This is a genomic window from Aeromonas sp. R10-2 (genome assembly GCF_040908445.1).
GTDB lineage: Bacteria > Pseudomonadota > Gammaproteobacteria > Enterobacterales > Aeromonadaceae > Aeromonas > Aeromonas veronii.
The window spans coordinates 1-16,069 of record NZ_JBFODS010000052.1 but is presented as its reverse complement, the minus strand read 5'-3'; the positions used below and the strand labels follow the sequence as shown (position 1 = coordinate 16,069).

16 protein-coding genes are annotated in these 16,069 nt (G+C 59.1%); 9 read left to right on the top strand and 7 right to left on the bottom strand.

Going from position 1 to position 16,069, the window contains the following annotated elements; genetic code table 11:
- Positions 1-58: 58 nt before the first annotated feature.
- The gene (locus AB5Y97_RS11435) at positions 59-2,350 is read right to left on the bottom strand and encodes an FdhF/YdeP family oxidoreductase (RefSeq protein WP_368157936.1); all 2,292 of its coding nucleotides are present in this window, start codon (positions 2,348-2,350) and stop codon (positions 59-61) included.
- Positions 2,337-3,134 carry a formate dehydrogenase accessory sulfurtransferase FdhD gene (gene fdhD, locus AB5Y97_RS11430; protein ID WP_162516402.1) on the bottom strand — a complete coding sequence of 266 codons (798 nt, stop codon included), beginning with the start codon at positions 3,132-3,134 and terminating at the stop codon, positions 2,337-2,339. The genes AB5Y97_RS11435 and fdhD overlap by 14 nt, the downstream gene beginning before the upstream one ends.
- Before the next feature lie 161 nt (positions 3,135-3,295).
- Here fdhD and AB5Y97_RS11425 point away from each other — a divergent pair, with 161 nt between their 5' ends.
- A complete protein-coding gene (locus AB5Y97_RS11425; RefSeq protein ID WP_139441472.1) occupies positions 3,296-4,204 on the top strand; it encodes a LysR family transcriptional regulator in 909 nt (302 codons plus the stop codon).
- An 84-nt stretch (positions 4,205-4,288) separates the two neighbouring features.
- Here the strand turns inward: AB5Y97_RS11425 and emrD are convergent, their stop codons facing one another.
- The 4 genes from emrD to AB5Y97_RS11405 form a co-directional block, all read right to left on the bottom strand.
- A complete protein-coding gene (gene emrD / locus AB5Y97_RS11420) occupies positions 4,289-5,485 on the bottom strand; it encodes a multidrug efflux MFS transporter EmrD (protein ID WP_368157933.1) in 1,197 nt (398 codons plus the stop codon).
- Positions 5,486-5,747: 262 nt separating this feature from the next.
- Positions 5,748-6,410 (bottom strand): glutathione S-transferase family protein, encoded by a 663-nt coding sequence (locus AB5Y97_RS11415; RefSeq protein WP_368157932.1) that lies wholly within the window; start codon positions 6,408-6,410, stop codon positions 5,748-5,750.
- Positions 6,411-6,627: 217 nt separating this feature from the next.
- Complete coding sequence (locus AB5Y97_RS11410; RefSeq protein ID WP_368157931.1) at positions 6,628-7,056, bottom strand: hypothetical protein; 429 nt, start codon at positions 7,054-7,056, stop codon at positions 6,628-6,630.
- Between the two features lie 76 nt (positions 7,057-7,132).
- Entirely contained in the window at positions 7,133-8,359 is a 1,227-nt protein-coding gene (locus tag AB5Y97_RS11405; protein WP_041206018.1) for an RNA-guided endonuclease TnpB family protein, read from the bottom strand.
- A gap of 57 nt (positions 8,360-8,416) precedes the next feature.
- Here AB5Y97_RS11405 and tnpA point away from each other — a divergent pair, with 57 nt between their 5' ends.
- From tnpA to AB5Y97_RS11370, 7 genes are all read left to right on the top strand, one after another.
- Entirely contained in the window at positions 8,417-8,821 is a 405-nt protein-coding gene (gene tnpA, locus AB5Y97_RS11400; protein ID WP_368157929.1) for an IS200/IS605-like element ISAs26 family transposase, read from the top strand.
- Between the two features lie 259 nt (positions 8,822-9,080).
- Positions 9,081-9,884 carry an inositol-1-monophosphatase gene (gene suhB, locus AB5Y97_RS11395; protein WP_042060219.1) on the top strand — a complete coding sequence of 268 codons (804 nt, stop codon included), beginning with the start codon at positions 9,081-9,083 and terminating at the stop codon, positions 9,882-9,884.
- A 129-nt stretch (positions 9,885-10,013) separates the two neighbouring features.
- The gene (locus AB5Y97_RS11390; protein WP_368157927.1) at positions 10,014-11,342 is read left to right on the top strand and encodes an IS4 family transposase; all 1,329 of its coding nucleotides are present in this window, start codon (positions 10,014-10,016) and stop codon (positions 11,340-11,342) included.
- 300 nt (positions 11,343-11,642) lie between these two features.
- Positions 11,643-12,575 carry a ZIP family metal transporter gene (locus AB5Y97_RS11385; RefSeq protein ID WP_064339916.1) on the top strand — a complete coding sequence of 311 codons (933 nt, stop codon included), beginning with the start codon at positions 11,643-11,645 and terminating at the stop codon, positions 12,573-12,575.
- A 169-nt stretch (positions 12,576-12,744) separates the two neighbouring features.
- Positions 12,745-13,437 (top strand): 5'-methylthioadenosine/S-adenosylhomocysteine nucleosidase, encoded by a 693-nt coding sequence (mtnN, locus tag AB5Y97_RS11380; protein ID WP_108542042.1) that lies wholly within the window; start codon positions 12,745-12,747, stop codon positions 13,435-13,437.
- Positions 13,434-14,396: a cobalamin biosynthesis protein gene (locus AB5Y97_RS11375; protein ID WP_368157924.1), complete on the top strand. Its 963-nt coding sequence runs from the start codon at positions 13,434-13,436 to the stop codon at positions 14,394-14,396. Before mtnN ends, AB5Y97_RS11375 begins: the two co-directional genes overlap by 4 nt.
- On the top strand, positions 14,389-15,237 hold the full coding sequence (locus AB5Y97_RS11370; RefSeq protein ID WP_168797113.1) for a cobalamin-binding protein: 849 nt from the start codon (positions 14,389-14,391) through the stop codon (positions 15,235-15,237). Before AB5Y97_RS11375 ends, AB5Y97_RS11370 begins: the two co-directional genes overlap by 8 nt.
- Before the next feature lie 70 nt (positions 15,238-15,307).
- On the opposite strand, the gene AB5Y97_RS11365 is transcribed toward AB5Y97_RS11370, so the two are convergent.
- Positions 15,308-15,712: a hypothetical protein gene (locus AB5Y97_RS11365; RefSeq protein ID WP_368157922.1), complete on the bottom strand. Its 405-nt coding sequence runs from the start codon at positions 15,710-15,712 to the stop codon at positions 15,308-15,310.
- Between the two features lie 78 nt (positions 15,713-15,790).
- Here AB5Y97_RS11365 and AB5Y97_RS11360 point away from each other — a divergent pair.
- A partial coding sequence (locus AB5Y97_RS11360) for a transposase (RefSeq protein ID WP_368157254.1) occupies positions 15,791-16,069 on the top strand: 279 nt, incomplete at its 3' end.

The following is a 16,069-nucleotide window of genomic DNA, read 5'->3' as shown; positions in this document are numbered from 1 at the left end:
GGGCATCACTGCATTCACAGTGCATGCTGTGTTAGTGCAGCCAGTCGCGTTAGCGCTTCTATTTGACCAGCAACAAATTCTCCTGCTGGCGGGAGGCAGTCACCAGCACCGGGATGGACTTGGAGGTCGGGGTAAACGAGCCGGCGCCGATACTGTCGATGGGCACCAGCGGATTTGTCTCGGGGTAATAAGCCGCGATATTGCCACGCGGAATCTCGTAGATCACCACCACAAAACCGGTCACGCTGCGCTCGCGCCCATCGTTGCAGATGGCCGCCATGTCGACCCGATCCCCTTCGGCAAAACCAAGCTGGCGAGCATCCGCCTCGTTCATGAACACCACGTTGCGCTGGCCCTTGATGCCGCGATAGCGGTCATCCATGCCGTAGATAGTAGTGTTGTACTGATCGTGAGAGCGCAGGCTCTGCAGCAGCAGTACCGGCTGATCCGCCATCTGTTCGGCATGGCGGGTACACTCCGGCAACACTGATTGCGGTAGGGTACTGGCGCGAAACTCGGCGCTGCCGCTGGCGGTATTCCAGGTCAATAGCGCCGCGGAGTTATCGAGATGAAAACCGCACGGCTGCTGGATGCGGGCATTGAAATCGGCAAAGCCGGCGATGGTCTGCTCGATGAGATCGCGAATACGGGCATAGTCATCGCGCAGAGCCAGCCAGTCGACCCGCTCGCTGCCCACGGTGGCATGAGCCATCCGCGCAACTATGTCGGTCTCGGAGAGGCAGAGGGGCGACACCGGCTCGGCTGCGCCGGTCGAGGCGTGCACCATGCTGAAGGTGTCCTCCACCGTGATTTTCTGGTTGCCGCTGCGCTGGATATCGAGCTCGGTACGGCCGAGACAGGGCAGGATCAGCGCCGCCTTGCCCACCTGCAGATGGCTGCGGTTGAGCTTGGTACTGATCTGCACGTTGAGCTCGGCTTTTTTCATCGCCCCGTAGGTGAAGTCGGTGTCGGGCGCCGCTGCAGCCAGGTTGCCACCCAGGCAGATGAGCACCTTGCTCTTGCCCTCGTCCAGCGCCTTGAGCGCTTCGTACACGTTGTGGCCACGGGCCCGCGGCAGGCTCACCTGCAGGTGACGCTCGAGCCGCTCGATAAAGGCGGCGGTCGGCTTTTCGTTGATACCCATGGTGCGGTTGCCCTGCACGTTGCTGTGACCCCGTACCGGACAGAGTCCCGCCCCCGGCTTGCCAATCTGGCCGCGCATCAGGTGCAGGTTGACGATTTCACGGATGGTATCGACCGAGTACAGATGCTGGGTCACCCCCATGGCCCAGCAGCTGATGATGCGCTGGCTGGCGGCAAATACTCGGGCGGCCTGCACGATCTCGGCGCGAGTCAGGCCGGACTGCAGCTCGATCGCCGCCCAGTCGGTGGCACGCACCTGCGCCTCGTACTCGGCAAAGTGGCGGGTGTGGCGGTCGATAAAGTCGCGATCCACCGCCTCAGGCACCTCTTCCAGGATGTACTTGGCCATGCCGCGGATGGCGGCCATGTCACCACCCAGTTTCGGCGTCAGGTATTGGTGGCTGATGGTAGTGGCCGCCGGGGTCAGCAGTTCAAGCGGGCTCTGCGGGCTGGCGAAGCGCTCCAGCGCCACCTCTTTCAAGTTGTTGAAGCTGACGATCTTGCAGCCGCCGCGCGCTGCCTGGCGCAGGGCATTCATCATGCGCGGGTGGTTGGTACCCGGATTCTGGCCATAGACGAACACCGCATCGGCCTGGTCGAAGTCATCCAGCACCACTGTCCCCTTGCCGATGCCGACCGACTGGATCAGCGCTACCCCGCTCGCCTCGTGGCACATGTTGGAGCAGTCAGGGAAGTTGTTGGTGCCAAACAGGCGACCAAACAGCTGATAGAGGTAGGAGGCCTCGTTGCTGGCACGCCCCGAGGTGTAAAACTCCACCTCGTCCGGGCTATTCAGCCCCTTGAGGGTGTCGGCAATCAGGGCAAAGGCGTCGTCCCAGCTTATCGGCTCGTAGTGATCGGTCGCCGGGTTGTAGCGCATCGGCTCGGTCAGCCGCCCCTGATACTCGAGCCAGTAATCGCTCTGGGTGGCCAGCTGTCGCACCGAATGGGCGGCGAAAAACTCGGCCCCCACCGTCTTGCCGGTGGACTCCCAGGCCACTGCCTTGGCGCCGTTTTCACAAAACTGGAAGGTGCCGTGGTCGTTGTCACCCCAGGCACACCCCGGGCAGTCGAAGCCGTCGGTCTGGTTGACCCGCAGCAGGTTCTTGATGTTCTGACGGGTCTTCTGGCTGCGCAGCACCTGCTTCATGGTGGATTGCAGGGACGAAAAACCGCCGGCTTTGGCGGGCTTTTCAATATGACTCATGGCACTCTCCGATGGGATCCGCCGGGCGATAGCTCGAATAGCTGACCGGGGCATCAAACTTGGGAATATGAACGACGTTGAGGTTGTATTTGAGGGCCAACCTGACCGCCAGCTGGCTGGGCGATGCCAGGCAGATGAGATGACGTGCACCAAAGCGGACGGCTTTTTGCACCAGCTCGCTACCGCAACGGCTGGTCACCACCAGGGTGTCGCATGCACTTTGCTGACGCAGCAGCAGGCCGATCAGCTTGTCGAGGGCATTGTGGCGCCCGATATCTTCCCGGCAGTGCAGGATCCCCCCCTCGGCATCCAGCGCCAGCGCCGCATGCAGGGCGCCGTGTTGCTGCCCCTTGAGCTGCCACTGGGCGATCTGCGGACGCAGCCCCGCCAGCAAGGCCCCATCCAGCGGTGGCGTCAGCGGTAACACCGACAGTGCGGGCAACGCCTGCTCCACCGCCGCTACGCCGCAGATACCGCAACCGGTCGCCCCGGTCAGCCGACGCTTGTGCTCAGTCAGAGCGGCCAGAGAGCGGTTGGCGATGGTCACATCCAGCACAATACCCTGTTCGGCTGGCGCGACCAGGATGTCGTGGACTTCGTAGTTATGCCGGATGATCCCCTCGCCAAACAGGAAACCGACGGCAAAGTCGTCGAGATCGTCCGGGGTCGCCATCATCACCGCGTGGTTGATGCCATTGATGTTGATGGCGACGGCTACCTCTTCTACCAGATGATCCAGTGACGGCAAGTTGGCGGGGGTTGCGACGGGAGAATGGGCAGGCATGCAGGTTGGCCTAAAAATGCAAACTGCATTCAAGTTTAGAGAGGCGACTGACGCAAAACCAATGAAATAAATCTATATCCTGATAGAGTTGTTCTATCGAAGATGTTTTTTCAATTCATTAATTCTTCAATGGCCGGTTCCACTGCCTCCACTACAACCAGATGAACATCAAGCAACTTCACTACTTTCACGAACTGGCCAAACACCGGCATTTTGCCAAAGCGGCCAAAGCCTGCCACATCACCCAACCCACCCTCTCGGCCAGCATTACCGCGCTGGAAAAGAGTGTCGGCACCGATCTGGTGGTACGCACCAGCCAGTTTGTCGCCCTGACCGAGGCGGGCGAGCTGGTGCGCCAATATGCCGAACGGATGTTGCTGGAACAGGAGGCGCTCAAGCAGGAGCTGGCGCTGTTCCAGGGCGAACTCTCCGGCACCCTGCGCATCGGCATCGTGCCCCAGTCCAATCTCGACATCATGCCGTTTATCGCCCGCTGCAAGCAGCGCTATCCCGATATCGTCATTCGCCTGTCGGTGCTCAGCAACGAAGCCCTGCTATCACAGCTGGAGCTGCATCAGTGCGATATCGGACTGGGATTTGATGAGCCCGCCGGCGGAGCTGGCCGGCGCGCCTTTCATGTCTACCCGCAAGGCGCCAACCAGATGGCGGTGCTGATGAACCGTGACGAAGCGGATCTGTACCCGCACAGCGGCGACATTGCGCTTGCTGAACTGCAGCAACAGCCGTTGGTGTTGCCCAGCCGCACCATGCAATTTCGCCAATATCTGGATCGCGCCGCCGAGCAGGGTGGGATCTCGCTCAACGTGGTACTGGAGACCGACTCGCTGTTCCATCTGGTCAGCGCCGTACGCCTCCGGCTGGGCTGGGCCATCGTCAGCGCCGGCCTCGCCCGCTCTGCCAGCAAACTCTCGGATCTCGTTTGCCTGCCACTCGCTCCACTGGAGAATATCGGCCATACCGCCTTTCTGACCCGCCAGCAGAGCATCACCCCCGCCATGCGTGCCTTTCTTGAACTGGTGGCAGAAGGTGAACCGGCAAACGCGCCTTGACGCAGGCCGAGCGGTAAACCTCATCCGGTTCTGGCAAAGAAAAAGCCCGCCAGAAGGCGGGCTTTCAGAGAGCAAGCGCAGGCATCAAATCGCCATCTGCTCGTGCGGCGAGCCGTGGTGGCGCAGCCAGACAAAGCTCAGCGCCACGATCAGCACCATCAGGGTCATGATGGCACCCAGCGTCACCTGACCGGTCATCGGGAAACCGGCCGCCAGCAGGGTCACCACACCGGCACCCAGATTCTGCATACCGCCGAGAATGGCACCCGCGGTGCCAGCCTGACCCGGGAAGGGCTCGATGGCACAGGAGGTGGCGGTCGGGTAGAGAATGCCGCTACCGATGAAGTAGACAGCCGCACCACCGACCAGCGAGGCGGCACTCACCACCCCGAACAGCCCCGGCACCAGAATGATAAGCGACCCCAGTGCCAGAAAGGCGATGCCAAGACGCATCAGCTTGCCCTGAGTCAAACGGAAGCTCAGCTTGGCAGAGAGCCAGGCCCCGAACAGATAGCCGGGCAGCGGCAGCACGAACAGCACGCTCACGGTACGGGCGCTCAGTTTCAGCACATCGCCCAGCAGCACACCGGCCGCAGCCTCGAACACTGCCAAACCGGCAAAGGTCGCCATCAGGCAGAGCAGGTTGCCCTGAAACTTGGGGTTGCCCAGCACATGACGATAGGCAGCACCGACGCGCAGTGGCTGACGGGCAGCAGCAGGCAGGGTCTCGCCAAACCAGGCCATGATCGCCAGGGTTGCTACAGCACCAAAACCGAACAGGAACCAGTAACCGGCGCGCCAGTTGAACAGCTCGGTCAGCCATCCCCCCAGCACCGGTGCCAGCAGCGGGGAGAAGATCACCCCCATACTCACCAGACTGTTGGCGCGGTTGAGCTCGGCGCCGTTGTAGCGATCGCGCATCACGGTGCGGCTCATGGCACCACCAGCACCGGTCCCCAGCCCTTGAATAAAGCTGCCCACCAGCAAGGCGGTGAAGTGCGGGATGAGCTGGATGGTCAGGGTGCCCACCAGAAACACCATCATGCCGACGATCAGCACCGGGCGACGGCCGATACGATCCGACAGCGGCCCGTAGACAAACTGGGAGAGGCCATAGGGGATCAGGTAACAGGCCATCACTGCCTGCAACTGGCCCGAGGCCACATTGAAGTCCCCCGCCATCATCGGAATGGAGGGAACATAAAGGGTCTGGGTCATCTGGCCCACAGCGACCATCAGAATGGTCAATAAAAACAACGGATAAAAACTGTGCCGATCCATATCAGTCCCAAAAAATCGAAAAAATGCTGCCGCCCCTCTGGCACAAAATAGCCCAGAGGAATCCGATCACAGATGCTGTGATGCAATCAAAAACAGTGTTGGAAACAGTAGGCGGGGAGCCCGCCAGACCACCGCACAGGACGCTTGGTGGTATGGGGGCATCATAGTGACTCAGCTCACAAAAAACGAACGAATCTTTATAATCAGCTTGCCCTAGTTTTTCTAATATTACGGGGCATGGCGCCCCGTCGGCAGTTAAAAATCAACGCGTTACCATCTGCTGCGCCTGCTTGATCAGCTCATCGGGCTGCTCCTTGCGCGGCGGTATGGTGATCCCCTTCTGGCAGGCAGGCTTCTCTGCCATGCGGGCCATCCAAGCTTGCAGATGGGGCAATCCCTCGATGGAGATGCCGCTCCAGTCATAAATACGCACCCAGGGCCAGGTGGCAATGTCGGCGATGCTGTACTCATCCGCCAGATATTCGTGGTGAGCCAGATGGCTGTCGAGCACCTCGAACAGGCGACGCCCCTCCTTCTGATAGCGCTCGATGGCGGCGGGGATCTTCTCCGGGAAGTAGCGATAGAAGACGTTGGCCTGCCCCATCATTGGCCCTACCCCGCCCATCAGGAACATCAGCCACTGGATGGCCTGAGAGCGGCGTTTGGGATCGGCGGGCAGCAACTTGCCCGCTTTCTCCGCCAGATAGATGAGGATGGCGCCCGATTCGAACACGGCGAAATCGTCATTGTCCCGATCGACGATAGCCGGAATACGGCCATTGGGGTTGATGGCGAGAAATGCGGTTTGTTTCTGCTCCAGCGCCGACAAATCGAGGGGAATGACCCGATAGGGCAACCCCAGCTCTTCGAGGGCGATTGCTACCTTGAAACCATTGGGGGTCGCGGCGGTGTAAAAGTCGATCATGATTCACTCCTTGTTGGTCATAGCCGGATAGTTCGAATCGGAATAGTACGACTCGAAATAGTAGGGGCCGGTATAGATAGCTCGGCTCGATGGCGAGACCAAACCGTTGCCGCCTCATCTTGCAACAAATCGCCGACAACGAGCCATTAAAAAGCAACGCACCGCGAGCCGATATGGCCTGCGGTGCGTTGTTTGTGTAATCAAAAAACAGGCGTGACTAGTTGAGCATGGCGACCGGCTTGCGCTGGCGCAGCATGATCAGGCGGGAAAGCAGCGGGAAGTAGGACTCCAGCTTGCTCAGCAACACCCGGCTGCAGGCAGGCTCGGCCAGCTCCGACTCATCCAGCACGATGCCGTTTGAGACAAAATAGAAACGGGGATCCCGCACATCCGGCCCGCAGACCGTCAACTCCTTGTCCCCCTTGCGGATCAGCAGTGGCAAGACCGGCAAGCCGATCGTCTCGTCCTCTGCGCGGGCAAATCCGGCATCCTGCCAGGGGGCATCCCCGTCGATCAGCAGGATCGCCGCCTCCGTCTTGGCCGGTTGCCACTGGGCAAGGGGGCTCACGGCGATGTGGGCAAAGTGATCACCATACTCCGGTGATGACCGCAAAATGGCCAATAGACCTTCACTGGTCGCTGACACGTTCTGACTCACTAATGACAAATTCTTGACATCCTCCCCCACCTTAGCGCTTCGCGTCACAGGAGGGGGATTCCCATTACTGGGTGATAGCTGCTCGCGCAGTACCGGGTTCCTGCTTCATCGGGCGGCCTGATTGCACCACGCCTCCACAGGCTAAAACGGCGTGTCCCGCCGCTAAAATATTGCGAGCGCCGTTCACATCGGCGTTCGCCTCATAACCACACGCAGCGCATTTAAACTGGCTTTGCGTCTGGCGGTTATCCTTCGCAGTATGCCCACAACAGGCGCACTGCTGGCTGGTGTAGGCCGGGTTTATCGCCAACACCTGACCGCCTCGCCATGCCTGCTTATATTCGAGCTGGCGGCGCAGCTCAAACCAGCCCTGATCTAATATCGAACGATTCAGCCCTGATTTTGCCCGGACGTTGCGCCCCGGCTGGCTGGTCGTGCCCGCTGCTGATTTTGACATGCTGGCAACCTTCAAATCCTCAATGACGATCATCGCGTGGTTTTTGCTGATAGTCGTTGTGACCTTGTGAAGGTAATCGCGGCGGCTATTGGCGATATGTGAATGCAGCCGCTGGATCTTGGCTTTTTGTTTCTTCCAGTTGCTGCTGAACTTTACCTTTTTGCTCAACTGGCGTTGGAGCCTTGCCAGCTTGGTCTGATTGGTTTTGAAGCTGTTGACGGGCTCAAACACCGTGCCATCTGACAGGGTTGCGAGCTTGGCGATCCCCGCATCTAGCCCGACCATTGAGCCGGAGGGGTGAATTGGCTCAAGCGTCTCCTGCTCGACCTGAAAGGAGATATACCAGTGCCCGGCTGCTTGGCTGACGGTCGCGTTTTTAATTTTCCCTTCAACTGGCTGGGACTGACGGAACTTGACCCACGCCAGCCCGGCAGGCAGCTTCACGCGACCCTTTTCAAGGCGGCAATACTTGTCGAAGTTGACGAACCGGATAGCGTCGCGGTTGTCGCTTTTTTTCTTGAATACGGGTGCCTTGGCGGCGAGTTTCTTATCAAAGCAGCGCATCCACGCGCCATGCAAATCCTTGAGCTTCTGCTGGAGGTTGTCGGTATATGCCTCGGCCAGAAAGGCCATTTCTGGGTCTTTCTTCCAACTGGTGAGCATCCTGTTCAGCTCAAAGGCAGAAGGCAGTTTTTCGCCAGCATCCAGAATGCGTTTGGTTTCTGCCAGCCCGTGATTCCAGACATAACGAGCACAACCGCCCAACTGGCGCAGGCGTTGCGCTTGTTGTTCGGTCGGTTCGAGTCGGAATTTGTAGGCTTTCAGAATTTGCATTTAGCGTTCAGTGTGTAGCATTATTGCCATATCTATTAAGCCCGATTGAGTGACAGAATGCAATTCACTAAAATTAATAAATCACGCCATGCGGCCTACGCTTTGCACGTACATTTGGTGTTTATCACCAAGTATCGAAAGCCGATATTGGGGGATCTGCATCACGCTTCCGTCGGTCAGTGTGCGGCAGAGGTTTGCAGAGATTTTGGTGCGGAACTGAAAGAGTGTGACGGAGAGGCTGATCATGTTCACATGCTGATAGAGTACGCGCCAACGGTGCAGCTATCGGTACTGGTGAACTCGTTAAAGGCGGTCACATCAAGGCGACTGCGTAATGAATTTCTGGACTTGAGAGGTGCTTACAGCAAACCCGTACTCTGGTCACGCTCTTACTTTGCGGGCTCTTGCGGCGGAGCACCGTTGGAGGTGATCAAGCAATACATTCAAAACCAGCGGGGCTGACGCCCCGGCGAAATTCCCCTCCCACCTACGTCGGAGGGAGTCCCCTTTCGCATTTAAGATGGCTCATATCCCTATGCTCATGACAGCCGGTATCAGGCTGCTGGGATAAGACTAGCGCAGATCTGGTCTATATTGGAGCCGTCAAATCTGGCAGTGCTAATCAATTGGTCGTAGGGGGATAACAGTTGCCATCGCACAAAATACTGGTATCATACCGCGTCCTTTTATCCCCCGTTCTTTAACATCCAGTGGTGAACCTATGCATCCGATGCTGAATATCGCCGTGCGCGCTGCGCGCAACGCCGGTCAAGTTGTAGTAAAAGCCTTCTCCCAGCCCGAGAACATTGAGGCTATCCAAAAAGGCAGCAATGACTTCGTGACCAACGTTGACCGTGAAGCCGAAGCGGCCATCATTCACACCATCAAAAAATCTTACCCGGAACACAGCATTGTTGCTGAAGAGTCTGGTGAGATTGCCGGTACCAATCCGGACTACCAATGGATCATTGACCCACTGGATGGCACGACCAACCTTGTCAAAGGCATTCCGCACTTTGCCGTTTCCGTCGCACTGCGCGTGAAAGGCAAAACCGAACAAGCCGTTGTTTATGATCCCATCCGTGACGAACTGTTCACTGCTACCCGTGGTAACGGCGCCCAGCTGAACGGCTATCGCATCCGTGTCGGCAAAGCCAAAGAGCTGGCTGGCACCGTGCTGGCGACCGGTTTCCCCTATAAGCAAAAGCATCACATCGAGCCGTATCTGAAGATGTTCCAGAGCATGTTCATCGAATGTGCCGACATCCGTCGTTCCGGTTCTGCCGCGCTGGATCTGGCCTATGTGGCCGCCGGTCGCGTCGACGGTTTCTGGGAAATTGGCCTGAAGCCGTGGGATACCGCTGCCGGTGAGCTGCTGGCCAAAGAAGCCGGTGCCATCGTCACCGACTTCGTCGGTGGTCACAACTACGAAAACTCCGGCAACATCGTGGTTGCCAACCCGCGCGTACTGAAAGAGATGCTCGGCAAGATCCGTGAAGAGCTGCCGGAGTCTCTAGCCAAATAAGCCAGCTTCCAGCATTCACCAATACAAAAAAACCGGCGCAAGCCGGTAATGCCGATCAGTTAAGGATCCATTGACCGATCCTTCTGATGTGTGAAAATCCGAAACTTGTTGATTGGTTTCGGATTTTTTATGCGCATCGCTCAAGCTCTCGACTTCCTCCACGCCAGCAAGGCCGCTCAGTTTGAGTCACTTTCTGACCTCATTCCCAACGAGCTCATCACCACTCTGCTCGGCGAAGAGGGCGTTGCTACCCTGCGCCGTCGCCGTATGCCCATGGAGCGACTGGTCTGGGCCATCATCGGCATGGCCATCTTCCGCCACGTCCCCATGACCCAGCTGGTCAATCAGCTCGATATCCTACTGCCCGGTGACCGTCCCTTTGTTGCCCCCAGCGCCTTCCTGCAAGCCCGCCAAAAGCTCGGGGACAAGAGCATCGAGCGGTTGTTTCACGAGACCGCCTCGCGCTGGCACCAACAGGCCAATCACCCTGGCTGGGCCGGGCTGCAACTGCTCGCCGTCGATGGCGTGATGTGGCGAACTCCCGATACTCCGGACAATGCCGCTGCCTTTGCCAAGCCCGGCACCCAGCATGGGGAGACCGCCTATCCGCAGGTGCGCATGCTCTGCCAGATGGAGCTCACCAGCCACCTGCTTGTTCAGGCCGTCATGGAGAGCTGCGCCGTCAACGAGATGGTGTTGGCCGAGCAGCTCATTGCGCGCACACCGGACCACTCGCTCACACTGTTCGACAAGGGGTTCTACTCCCTCGGCCTGCTCCACGCATGGCAGGCTGCGGGCGTTGAGCGGCACTGGTTGCTGCCGCTCAAAAAGGGCACCCAATACGAGGTGGTGCGCAAACTGGGGCGCCAGGATGCACTGGTCTTGCTGAAAACCAGCCCACAGGCGAGGAAGAAGTGGCCGCAACTGCCGGACACGGTGGAAGCCCGCTTGCTGACTCGCACTATCAACGGCCAGGAGCGGCAGGTGCTGACCTCGATGGTCGACCCGATGCGCTTTCCGAACGCCGAGATTGTTGAGCTCTACAGCCATCGCTGGGAAATCGAACTGGGCTATCGGGAGATGAAGCACAGTCTGCAACAACACCGACTGACCCTGCGCAGCAAGAAGGCGGCGGGAATACGACAGGAGCTGTGGGGCATGCTGCTGGCGTACAACCTGCTGCGCAGCCAGATGGTGAAGATGGCGGCGAGCCTGAAGGGATACACGGCCAGTCAGCTGAGTTTTCACATGGCATCGGTGTACCTCATCCATGAACTGAGCTGCATGCCCTACCTGTCACCGGGGACTATCCCGAAACGGGTAGCTGACCTGGAGAAACAGGCGGGGCAGTTTGTGTTGCCGGAACGCAGGGAGCGAAGTTACCCCCGCTGCGTGAAAGCAAGGCCACAGAGGTACAGTGTAAAAAAAACCAATAAAAACAATGCCAGTCAGGCTTAACTGACTGGCATTAGCGCAAGCCGGTTTTTTTATCTCTGACGTCCGCACTCCAGGTCCCGACATTCGCCCTCTGTTTAAAAGCATGACGATGCATCCCCATTTGCCACTCAACACCCACTTCAACCATTTCCGACACTCCCTTTCACCGCCTGCCTTTGGCTGCTGATTAAGCTACCCATATTGCCTGGATAAACGTCTCCCTCGCTTTTCCGATAGCGGCAATCGTCTTGCAGACATGGACAAGGGGTGGCCGAGTCGATGTAATGTCACCATCCACTTTGCACACCCCGAGGTCATGTCATGGACCATCTTTCAGCCCTCCCCCCGTTATCCTGGTCACAGCAACTGCGCAGCCAGATGCAAAGTCGCCCGCTCACCGCTCTCGGCCTCTTTATCGCGCTGGTCGCGGTGCTGCTCCTGTTGCTGCAGAGCCTGATCATGCTGGCGACCGGCGAGGTGACCAGCGGCGTGCGCTACGGCCTGAACGGTGGCGCCGCAGGGTTTGCCGCCACCGCCATCGGCGCCCTGCCCGCCCTGTTCCTGCGCTCTGTGCCGCAAAAGGGTGAGGACACCATGTTGGGCTTTGCCGCTGGCATGATGCTGGCCGCCAGTGCCTTCTCGCTACTGTTGCCGGGGCTGGAAGCCGCCGAGGGGATCACCGGCAACGGCTTTAGTGCCGCCGCCGTGGTTGTAGTCGGCATGACCCTCGGGGTGCTGTTGATGCTGGGGCTGGATCAGTTCACCCCGCACGAGCATGACAAGACCGGCCCCTGCGGCCCCGGCCACCAGCAGTGCTCCCGGGTCTGGCTATTCATATTTGCCATCGCCCTGCACAACCTGCCGGAGGGGATGGCCATCGGGGTGAGCTTCTCGCAAGGGGATATGTCGGTGGGGCTGCCGCTCACCACCGCCATCGCACTGCAGGATATTCCAGAAGGACTGGCAGTGGCACTGGCCATGTGCGCCGCCGGTTTTCGCCCCTCGGTGGCGGTGTTGGTTGCCATCGCCAGCGGCCTGCTGGAACCACTCGGTGCACTGCTCGGGGTGGGGCTCTCCAGCGGCATGGCCATCGCCTATCCCGTCGGGCTTGGGCTCGCCGCCGGTGCCATGCTGTTTGTGGTCTCCCACGAGGTGATCCCGGAAACACATCGCAACGGTCATCAGACCTATGCCACCCTGGGTCTGATGGCGGGCTTTGCCCTGATGATGACGCTCGATACCGCGCTCGGTTAAGAAGACCTCTCTTTTTTGCCAACGCGTTTGTTGCAACCAGCGGCGCTCCCATATGGAGCGCCGCGTTTCATCTCTCCTTTCGCTTGTGCCTCTCGGCGCCGACGCCATCTTTTGTTATGATCTACAGCAACTTAAATTCAGCCACACGGCTATCAAGACGAGGTCAGCAATGAAAGTAGGTATTATCGGCGCCATGGAGCAAGAAGTAGCCCTGCTGCGCAGCCAGATGAGCAACCCCACCACCCTGCAACTGGGCGGCTGCGAGTTCTATCAAGGGATACTGGCAGGCAAAGAGGTGATCCTGACCCGCTCCGGTATCGGTAAGGTCGCCGCCAGCGTGGCCACCAGCCTGCTGCTGGAAAAGTTCGCTCCCGACTGCGTCATCAATACCGGCTCTGCGGGCGGCTTTGCCCAAGACCTGCATATCGGTGATGTGGTGATCGCCAGCGAGATGCGTTTCCACGATGTCGACGTGACCGCCTTTGGTTACGAGATGGGCCAGATGGCGCAGCAACCCGCCGCCTTCCCCTGCGACGAGAAGCTCATTGCAGTCGCTCAGGATTGCATCGCCGAGCAGGGCAAACACCAGACCAAGGTCGGCCTTATCTGCACCGGCGATCAGTTCATGTGCAAACCGGACGCCATCGCCAAGGCTCGCGCCGACTTCCCGCAGATGCTGGCGGTCGAGATGGAAGGTGCCGCCATCGGTCAGGTGTGCCACATGTTCAAAGTGCCCTATCTGGTGGTACGCGCGATGTCCGATATCGCTGGCAAGGAACAGGTTGAATCCTTCGATGCCTTCATCGAAGTGGCCGGCAAGCACTCTGCCGAAGTGATCATCAAGATGCTCGGCAAGCTGTGATCGAGACCGGCTCGCTTGATTTGATGGCCGACGCCCTCCTCTCGACGACGGCGGCCATTCTGGTGGGGGCTGCCCTGCTGGAGGCGGTGATCCCGTGGCCATCCCATCTGCGTCTTTCTGCCGTCACGCCCTTGCTGACCCGGCTGGGACACAAGGTGCACAGGGCCGATGGCACGCCACGCCAGCAGCTGCAAGCAGGTATGCTGGCGATGCTGGTGGTCTGGGTTCCCTGCGCAGCCGGACTCTGGTCACTGCGCAATCTGGCTCTGAGCGAGCCGCTGTTTGACCTGCTGTTCCTGCTCTTGATGATCGAATCCCGTCCGCTGCGCGAACTCGCCCATGCAACCCGCTCGCTCGCGACGCAGGAGACGTTGCCGCTGGCCAGATTGCAAGCCACCCCTTGGCTCAAACGGGAAACCGGCAAACTCTCGGCCATGGGGCTCGCCAAAGCAGTGACGGAGAGCTGCGCCCTGCGTCTGGTCGGCCAATGGGCTGGCCCGCTGCTGGGATTTGCCCTGGCTGGCGTACAGGGCGCCTTGCTCTGGCGGCTGGTACAGCTGATGAATCAGAGCTGGAGTCGCAAAGACCCCGCCTTCGACTACTTTGGTCGCGCCGCCAGTGCCCTCTATCAGGGGCTCAATACCCTCACCATTCTGCTGCTGGGGCTGCCACTGCTGGCAAGCCGCCTCAAACAGGCAGCGCAGCTGCTACGAAGTGGTGCGCTCTGGCCCTATCCCGCCATCGGGATGCTGTTGATGCTACTTGCTGACAAGTGCCGGATCCGTCTTGGTGGCCCCCGCTACTATCAGGGAACCCTGCAACGCTGGTCGGTACTTGGCAGCGGTGATGACCCCGATGGCGAGTCACCGCGCAAGGTACTCAACATTCTGCAAGGAATTGGCTGGGGCTGGTTGATGCTGGCGCTGCTTGTCACGGTGGCGGGGGTATTTCATGGGTAGATGGTTGCGATTGCCGACTTGGCTGCCCTGCGCGCTGCTGGCCTGGTTGCCCGGTGTGCTTCTGGCGGCGACCCCGAGCCGGGTGGTGAGCGTGGTGCCTCATCTTACCGAGCTGCTTTACGATATAGGTGCCGGTGACAAGCTGGTCGCCATCGACGATGCCTCTGACTATCCCGCCGAGGTGAAAACCAAGCCCAAGGTGGCCAATTATCGCAGCATCAACGTCGAGGCCCTGCTGGCGCAAAAACCGGACCTGATCCTGGGCTGGCGCTCTGCCCAGTCACGGATGCTGGCCCCGCTGGAGCAGCTGGGAATCCCGGTTTTCTACTCGGAGCCCACCGATTTTGCCTCGCTGGCCACCGAGATGCGGGCGCTGGGCAAAGTGCTGGGGGTGGAAAAGAGTGCCAACGAAGCCGCCGATCGCTATCTGGCGCGCCTGCATGAACTGCAACAGCGTTATGGCCAGCCAACCGGCGTAAAAGTGTTCTACCAGCTCTGGTACCCGCCACTCACCAGCGTCAGTGGCAATGCCTGGCCTGCCCAGGCCATCGAGCTCTGCGGCGGGATCAACGTCATGGCGAATGCCAAGACCCCCTACCCGCAAGTGGACATGGAACAGGTGATCAGAGCCAACCCGGCGCTGATCCTGGCGGGGAGTCAAGATCCTGACGCCCTGCGTCACTGGCAGAAGTGGCCCAATCTCGATGCGGTGCTGCATCAGCGACTCCGTTTGATCAACTCGGATGAGCTGCACCGCTTCACCCCGAGAGCCCTCAATGGGGTGGAGCAGATATGCGAGGCGATCGGTGCTAGTGCAATCAAGAGCCGCAGCGGAGGGTAACATCCCCCTTGCACACAATCGCAACCGGATTACTCTGAAAAAACCGTATCAGGCTATATATCCGGCAGCATCAACCTCGCTCATGGCCCGTTTTCAAGAGGGCATACAGGGTGATATCACTTGCCAGACCGGACTGTTGCAATCCTTGCTCCAATACAGTCGCAAATTTTGCGTTATGCTGGCGGAGTGTATGGTAGCTATAAAACAGATCCGTGATATCCCGCTCGGTGAGTGGCGCCTCATCCATCGCGATCAAGGACAAATAACTGCGTAGCAGGAAATAATCTGCAATAAGAAGCTGATACGCTATTTGAGGAGTACCAGATTCTGATGGAAACTGATTATGGTAGACATGATAAAGCAGATAGTTCTGTTGAATATGGGGGCGTTCCGTTAAAAAGGGCACTACTTTCTGGTGCCAGCTTTGGTGTATCAGCAGCAGCTTGTGCGGGAATTCAGATAATAAGTGCGACACTCATGGATGAATGGCGAGAGGTGGCCAACTGATGATTGGTGGTACCCTTATGCTCGCCAAAGTAAAAGCAGTATCACCATGAGCTATCAGCAGTTGACCGAGGGGCAACGATACCAGTTATCGGTGCTTCGCGCACAGGGGATGTCCATCCTTGCCACCGCACGCGCCATTGGCGTTCATCGCTCCACCCTCTACCGGGAGCTGCGTCGTAACGCCGGGCCGCAGGGCTACCAGCCAGACAATGCGCATCAGCACGCCACCCACCGACGGGCCAGTGCGGCCAAATCTCGGCTATCTGCCGATGTCATCCAGTTTGTCGAGCTGACACTCGCCTGGTGGTGGAGCCCGGAGCAGATA

Excerpts from the sequence above, each read along its gene's own strand:
- AB5Y97_RS11415 (WP_368157932.1), bottom strand. The coding sequence starts at position 6,410 with ATGATCGACTTTTACACCGCCGCGACCCCCAATGGTTTCAAGGTAGCA.
- suhB (WP_042060219.1), top strand. The coding sequence starts at position 9,081 with ATGCATCCGATGCTGAATATCGCCGTGCGCGCTGCGCGCAACGCCGGT.
- emrD (WP_368157933.1), bottom strand. The coding sequence starts at position 5,485 with ATGGATCGGCACAGTTTTTATCCGTTGTTTTTATTGACCATTCTGATG.
- mtnN (WP_108542042.1), top strand. The coding sequence starts at position 12,745 with ATGAAAGTAGGTATTATCGGCGCCATGGAGCAAGAAGTAGCCCTGCTG.
- AB5Y97_RS11385 (WP_064339916.1), top strand. The coding sequence starts at position 11,643 with ATGGACCATCTTTCAGCCCTCCCCCCGTTATCCTGGTCACAGCAACTG.
- AB5Y97_RS11425 (WP_139441472.1), top strand. The coding sequence starts at position 3,296 with ATGAACATCAAGCAACTTCACTACTTTCACGAACTGGCCAAACACCGG.
- AB5Y97_RS11370 (WP_168797113.1), top strand. The coding sequence starts at position 14,389 with ATGGGTAGATGGTTGCGATTGCCGACTTGGCTGCCCTGCGCGCTGCTG.
- AB5Y97_RS11405 (WP_041206018.1), bottom strand. The coding sequence starts at position 8,359 with ATGCAAATTCTGAAAGCCTACAAATTCCGACTCGAACCGACCGAACAA.
- fdhD (WP_162516402.1), bottom strand. The coding sequence starts at position 3,134 with ATGCCTGCCCATTCTCCCGTCGCAACCCCCGCCAACTTGCCGTCACTG.
- tnpA (WP_368157929.1), top strand. The coding sequence starts at position 8,417 with ATGCAATTCACTAAAATTAATAAATCACGCCATGCGGCCTACGCTTTG.
- AB5Y97_RS11435 (WP_368157936.1), bottom strand. The coding sequence starts at position 2,350 with ATGAGTCATATTGAAAAGCCCGCCAAAGCCGGCGGTTTTTCGTCCCTG.
- AB5Y97_RS11390 (WP_368157927.1), top strand. The coding sequence starts at position 10,014 with ATGCGCATCGCTCAAGCTCTCGACTTCCTCCACGCCAGCAAGGCCGCT.